The sequence below is a fragment of the Granulosicoccus sp. 3-233 genome (assembly GCF_052681095.1).
On record NZ_JBQYLE010000003.1, the window covers coordinates 599136 to 605098 of the forward strand.

At 56.2% G+C, this 5963-nt stretch carries 7 protein-coding genes; 3 read left to right on the forward strand and 4 right to left on the reverse strand.

What is annotated here, in order from left to right; all coding sequences use genetic code 11:
• Positions 1 to 373: 373 nt before the first annotated feature.
• Positions 374 to 976, reverse strand: coding sequence for a hypothetical protein (locus ACUNV4_RS11915; protein WP_430878767.1), 603 nt, complete (start codon positions 974 to 976; stop codon positions 374 to 376).
• A gap of 31 nt (positions 977 to 1007) precedes the next feature.
• On the opposite strand from ACUNV4_RS11915, the gene ACUNV4_RS11920 reads away from it, so the two are divergent.
• Positions 1008 to 1235 carry a hypothetical protein gene (locus ACUNV4_RS11920; RefSeq protein ID WP_430878768.1) on the forward strand — a complete coding sequence of 76 codons (228 nt, stop codon included), beginning with the start codon at positions 1008 to 1010 and terminating at the stop codon, positions 1233 to 1235.
• A gap of 282 nt (positions 1236 to 1517) precedes the next feature.
• Entirely contained in the window at positions 1518 to 3179 is a 1662-nt protein-coding gene (locus ACUNV4_RS11925) for a hypothetical protein (RefSeq protein ID WP_430878769.1), read from the forward strand.
• A 215-nt stretch (positions 3180 to 3394) separates the two neighbouring features.
• Here the strand turns inward: ACUNV4_RS11925 and ACUNV4_RS11930 are convergent, their stop codons facing one another.
• Positions 3395 to 3616, reverse strand: coding sequence for a hypothetical protein (locus ACUNV4_RS11930; RefSeq protein ID WP_430878770.1), 222 nt, complete (start codon positions 3614 to 3616; stop codon positions 3395 to 3397).
• 94 nt (positions 3617 to 3710) lie between these two features.
• Here ACUNV4_RS11930 and ACUNV4_RS11935 point away from each other — a divergent pair, with 94 nt between their 5' ends.
• The gene (locus ACUNV4_RS11935) at positions 3711 to 5312 is read left to right on the forward strand and encodes a BCCT family transporter (RefSeq protein ID WP_430878771.1); all 1602 of its coding nucleotides are present in this window, start codon (positions 3711 to 3713) and stop codon (positions 5310 to 5312) included.
• A gap of 230 nt (positions 5313 to 5542) precedes the next feature.
• Here the strand turns inward: ACUNV4_RS11935 and ACUNV4_RS11940 are convergent, their stop codons facing one another.
• On the reverse strand, positions 5543 to 5749 hold the full coding sequence (locus ACUNV4_RS11940) for a hypothetical protein (protein WP_430878772.1): 207 nt from the start codon (positions 5747 to 5749) through the stop codon (positions 5543 to 5545).
• A gap of 6 nt (positions 5750 to 5755) precedes the next feature.
• The coding region (locus tag ACUNV4_RS11945) for a transposase (RefSeq protein ID WP_430878773.1) at positions 5756 to 5963 on the reverse strand (208 nt) is incomplete at its 5' end.

The following is a 5963-nucleotide window of genomic DNA, read 5'->3' on the forward strand; positions in this document are numbered from 1 at the left end:
CCTCTGACCTCTGACCTCTGACCTCTGACCTCTGACCTCTGACCTCTGACCTCTGACCTCTGACCTCTGACCTCTGACCTCTGACCTCTGACCTCTGACCTCTGACCTCTGACCTCTGACCTCTGACCTCTGACCTCTGACCTCTGACCTCTGACCTCTGAACTTTGACCTCTACCTGACTCGGACACCGCAGCTGCAGTGAGCACCTGCGTCATGGTACGAAATCTGGAAACCGGACTGCTCTTTGTTGATAGACAGCAGGACTCCATCAAGCTACCTGTGTTGCATTATCAAAGTCAGCCTGAATGAAGACCCTGCAACTCGGTGCCTGGAGTGATCCAGTTCGGTGGTGGAAAACTCTGCTTTTTGACGGTCAAGGGTACTGGTCGACTTTCGACAACCGAGGCACAATCGTCCCCGGGCTCAGAATCGCTCCTGGCGCAATCACGGAATTGGCTCCGATCCTGACATCATCGCCGAGCAATGCCCCGAATTTTTCCACGCCGGTATCAATGTTTTCCCCATTCCACAGAATTCGGATTCTCTTGTCACTGAATTCGTTTCGGTAGTTTGCCACCACTGCGCCAGCCTCGATGTTGACTCTGGCCCCTATGATGGAATCGCCAACGAAGCTCAGATGCGCTACCTTCGACCCGGCAAACATGAAGGAAGTCTTCAGCTCACAAGCGTGTCCGACAATGCACCCACGCGCCAGAAACACTCCACCACGAATCAATGCGCCGGCCCCCACGAAGGTGTCGGGTCCGATAATGGCCGGCCCATTGATATTCACCCCGGCCTCAACCTCCGCACGATGATGAATGGCAACGTCATCGACAATCGTATAGCCATCGGACAAGGATCTGAGTGCCTCGGACACCAATTCAGGCGCTCGGCTTGTTGCTTGCCAGGCAGGCTCACGAAAGTGCGCAAATGGAGAGTCCGACCACTCCGCTATGAAGTCTGTGATATTCAACGGTTCTCCTCCCGAACAAGACGCCAATTCGATGACCGGGCAGTACAGAGCACTTTCCAAGCACGCCGGGCTCGCGACGAGCCGCTCGATCATGTACCTCGCAAGAGATCATACGCTCGTCGCTGCGGATTCACCCGGCAGCCGTTTTGAACACCTTGCCGCTCACGCCTGTGCGGCCCTGTATCATCACTTCAAACGGAAAGATGTCCTGCTGAAACGGATGCTCGCTCCCTCACTGGTTGATGAGAAGATGGAATGATCTTGTGAGGAGCTGATCGGGCGCGCGAATCCTTGCACAGGAATGGATCGGACTGGGGTGCGGAACTGCGTGCCAGTGCAAAGGGCGTGAGGCGACTGTCAAAATCTGTGTATTTACGTGTGGCAGCACTCGATTTCCGTTTTCAGCCCTCCTGTATTTCTGAAACTGTGCACTCCAGCAGGAGCGCCGTGAAAATCTGGCCAGGCCGACAGCCGATCATTCAGTCAAGTCCATAACAAGCCTGCACCTGTCTACAGCTGTGCAAGCGTGGCGAAACTGTCTTTGTCGATCAGCGTAAACTTCAATACGGGACGTACCTCAGCCTACCCGTCATACTCGGTCCAGCGCAGCAGCTCCGCCGTCCAGCAGAGCACTGCCAGTACGAGCCAGACCGCCAGCCGGGAGGCTCTGCTCGGACTATCGCGCCTGGTCAATACACTGGAAGAACTGGCAAACCATGTCCAGTTCAAGAAGAGCAAGGAGGCAGGTGTAACCGAACTGGTCTCCACGCAGGATCTGGGTCTGTACGCCGGAATCGATACCGCTACCATATTACGCTCCACCGACGATATCAATTCCTGGTACACCAGCTACAGCCCGGAAGAACCTGCCTGGCAAGGAATTACATCATCGGATATCGCGCTACATGGCATCTATGACGGCAGCAACGGTTCGGGAACCGTGGAGTTCCGGGTCAACCAGGGTGGCTTCAGGAATCTGGGCGCCATCGAGATCGAGGTCTCCTTGCCCAATGGCGGTGGCACGGAGACGATAACGACCAATGCATCGGACGCTGAGTCCACGATCTATACACTGTCGAACGGACTGGGTTTCTCATTATCGTCAGGCTTTCTGGCCGGTGGCGATGTGGCCTCGACCACCGTGACACTATCGACGACGGAGTCCATCAACCCTGACAACCCCTTCAACGGCAGCGGCAGTGGTGGCCCCCATTTCGAGAACGGGCATGTTGTCACCGCGGGCACTTTCCAGGTCAATGGTGCCACCATCACAGTGGCCGAGACAGACAGCGTCAACTCGGTGTTGGCGAAAATCAATGCCTCCTCAGCGAACGTCACTGCAAGCTTTGACGTGGACAGCGAGATCATCACGCTGACACAGAATAGCCTGGGTTCCGACCACGAGATAACGGTCGGCAATGACACTACTGGCTTTCTCGCAGCCACCAAGCTGGCCAGTGCTACGCAGGTCAAGGGACTGGATCACGAACCGGACAGACCATTGTCCCGCGTCAACGCGTTCGACTCGGTGCAATCCGGAACGCTGGCGGTCAACGGGTCCAACCTGACTCTGGACGTCGACAACGATTCCCTGAACAACGTGCTGACGCTACTGAACAATGCGCCAAGTGAGCTGTCGGCCACGCTTGTCAATGCCTCACAACGCGTGTCTCTCTCAGTACGTGGTGAACCGTACACCTTGTCGATTTCCAGCGGCAATACCGGGTTGTTTCCCTCGCTGAACATCGCCGATGGCGATTATGAATTCTCGAAGACCAACACGATTTCGGCAGCGAGTAGAAAGCGTTCTTACCGGGCGGCCGACGAACTGGAAAAGTTTCATGATGGACTGGTCAATGCCGCGGTACTGCTCAGGCAATCGGCGGCCAACAAGACCGAGAGTCTCGAGGAGAGCCTGCTGGCCATTCAGGAAGACTACACAAGACGCTTCGGAGCCGAGAAACTGCGTTCGGTCGGAGTGGAATGGCGAGAACTTGATCAGGGCCTGATCGACTACTCCGAGGCGTCTCGCAGACGTTTCACCAAGGCATTGCAACGCAACGATACGCTGGAACACATGCTGTTGGGCAGGAACGATACGGAGACGGGCTTGCTGGAAGAGATCAGCACCACGCTGGAGAGCTTCATTCTGCAGCAGGCGCGTTCCGGTGGGTATGGACAGATCATCAATATGTACGCCTGAATCCAGGCTTGCCTTAATCTTCCATCTGCCCTGATTTTCCCTAGAACTGCCCCCTGCAACCTGCAACCTGCAACCTGCAACCCGCAACCCACAGCCCACAGCCCACAGCCCACAGCCCGCTGTCCGCTGTCCGCTGTCCGCTGTCCGCTGTCCGCTGTCCGCTGTCCGAAATCTGCAATCTGCAAGGGTGACGGCAAACTCACAGGGCATTGCAACTAGCAAATCATCACCGGCCTGCACATGCCCGTCGGTTTGATGACGCTCGATTGACAGGCTGGCTGGCAGACACTCTTCAATATTTTCGGTGTGCCGGCGACGAAGCACAACACTCTCTCGGCGACAGGCTTCCGCCAGCGCTTCATCACACCATAAGCGAACCGGCTCGAGCGCATGATGCGTTCACCGGTTTCAATCGCGCCTGTCAAATTCTTCGCCATTGGTATATTCTGCCAAAGCACACGTTCACCACACCCTGTTCTAGTCAGCCAGAATGACCCACTGCTGACCCCTTCATTACAGCTGGAGATGCCTGTGACAGAAAAGAAGAAAAGTCTGGACCCTGACCCGCGCATATTCGATTTCGAAACCGAATATGAACTGGGACAAGACAATATCCGGCCATTCGGCCTGGAGATGCACAACCCGGTCTTCGTCATATCGAGTGTTCTCATTTGTGCCTTTGTCCTGATTTCCCTCGCCAATCAGGAAGCAAGCGCTGAATTCTTCGGCTGGCTGCGCCCCTGGTTGACCAATACCTTCGACTGGTTTCTGGTGCTCTCGGTCGATGCCATCACCCTCTTCTGCCTGGTTCTGATCGTCTTGCCCCTCGGCAAGGTTCGCATTGGCGGCAAGGATGCCAGACCGGATTATTCCTATCCCGGATGGATTGCAATGATGTTTGCGGCAGGCATCGGCATCGGTCTGCTGTTCTTCGGCGTGATGGAACCGGTGTACTACAACTTTGCCGAAGGTGGCGCAGCCAATCCGCTGGGGATAGACGAAAGCCTGCCCGGCAACGAATACATCGGCGTTGTTGGCACCATTCATCACTGGGGGCTGGAAGGCTGGGCCATTTATGCAGCGGTCGGCCTGAGTCTTGCCATCTTCTGCTACAACCTGGACCTGCCACTGACTCTGCGCTCGGCTTTCTATCCGATACTCGGTGAGCGTATCTGGGGTTGGTGGGGACACACCATCGATATTCTGGCCGTCTTCTCCACACTGTTCGGCCTGACCACCTCTCTCGGACTGGGTGCGCAACAGGTGGCCTCCGGACTGAATGAAGTGTTCGGCATAGAACCCACATCCACGGTCATCGTACTGCTGATTGTCGGCATTACGCTGATTGCACTGGGCTCGGTTCTGCTGGGCATGGATGCAGGCGTCAAGCGACTCAGCGAAATCAACATGGTCATGGCAGTCGGTCTGTTCATCTTCGTCATCGTGATGACTGGAATCGGTACAGCCATTACCCGTTATGCCAATGTCATGGTTGACTACGTCAAACTGCTACCGGCCTTGTCCAACCCCTTCGGGCGGGAGGACACCAGCTACTTCCACGGCTGGACAACCTTCTACTGGGCCTGGTGGATCGCTTGGTCGCCATTCGTGGGCATGTTCATTGCGCGCATCTCCCGTGGCCGAACGGTACGCGAGTTCGTCATCTGCGCCCTGCTCGCGCCCACTGCGGTCTGCGCCCTGTGGATGTCAACCTTCGGCGGCGCAGCCATTGACATGCTCAACGCAGGCGCCGCAGAAGGCGTCCGAGCCACGGTCATCGATTCCTATGCGCCAGAAGGTGCGCTGTTCGGCTTCCTCAAGGAACTGCCCTTGTACGGCATCATTGCGCCGATCTCGCTCATACTGATCGTGATCTTCTTCGTCACCTCATCCGACAGTGGCAGTCTGGTCATCGACACCATCACGGCCGGCGGCAAGATGGATGCACCGGTGGTACAGCGTGTCTTCTGGTGCACACTGGAAGGCCTCGTCGCCATCGCATTGTTACTCGGCGGAGGCCTCAGCGCATTGCAGGGAGCCGCCGTGTCAACCGGCATCCCCTTCACGCTGGTGGTCTTGCTCATGTGCTACTGCCTGTGGAAAGCACTGCGATCCGAACACGCCAAGATGTGAACCGAGAGGCCACCCCAAGCGGGTGGCCTCTTCGCTCAGGAGGCAGAGAATCGTTCCCTTCAGAGCACCCAGCGTAAGGATCATTGATGAGATCTACCGACGATTGATCGCCTGTTCGTTTCCTGAACAGTTTCCTGAAAGCACCGCGTAACACCCCTCCGGGCGGCTTATACGTGCTTCGTCCACACGCTTATCCACAGAATGTGTGGATAAGGATCGCGTCCCGTCTCTCAGCCTTGTTCCTCATCCCGACTCATGATGACTTCACGGCTGATTTGCCACCGGTCATCCTCCAGAACGAAATCGATACTGAGTGTCAGCAGTTGCCTGCGTCCGGTAACGTTGTTGCGACGGCTGATGAGGATATGGCCGCGAGTGTCGTCAGCCTCAACCAGATGATATTGTGCCCACGGGTCCTGATCGGTTGCCTTACCCATGTGGGTCTACGCGGATTCGTGTGGGTTAATCTTCGCGTTTTTGGGTAGTGGCGGCAGGAATGTTGCGATGATTTTGAGCTTCAGATATTCTTCGTCTCGATAGCCATAGGCTTTGCGCTGTATCACTCGTATCTTGTTGTTGACGCCTTCGACCAGACCCAGACTCACTTTGTTGTCAGGGTGGCAGTACGAGGCAATTCCATCCCAGTGCCTT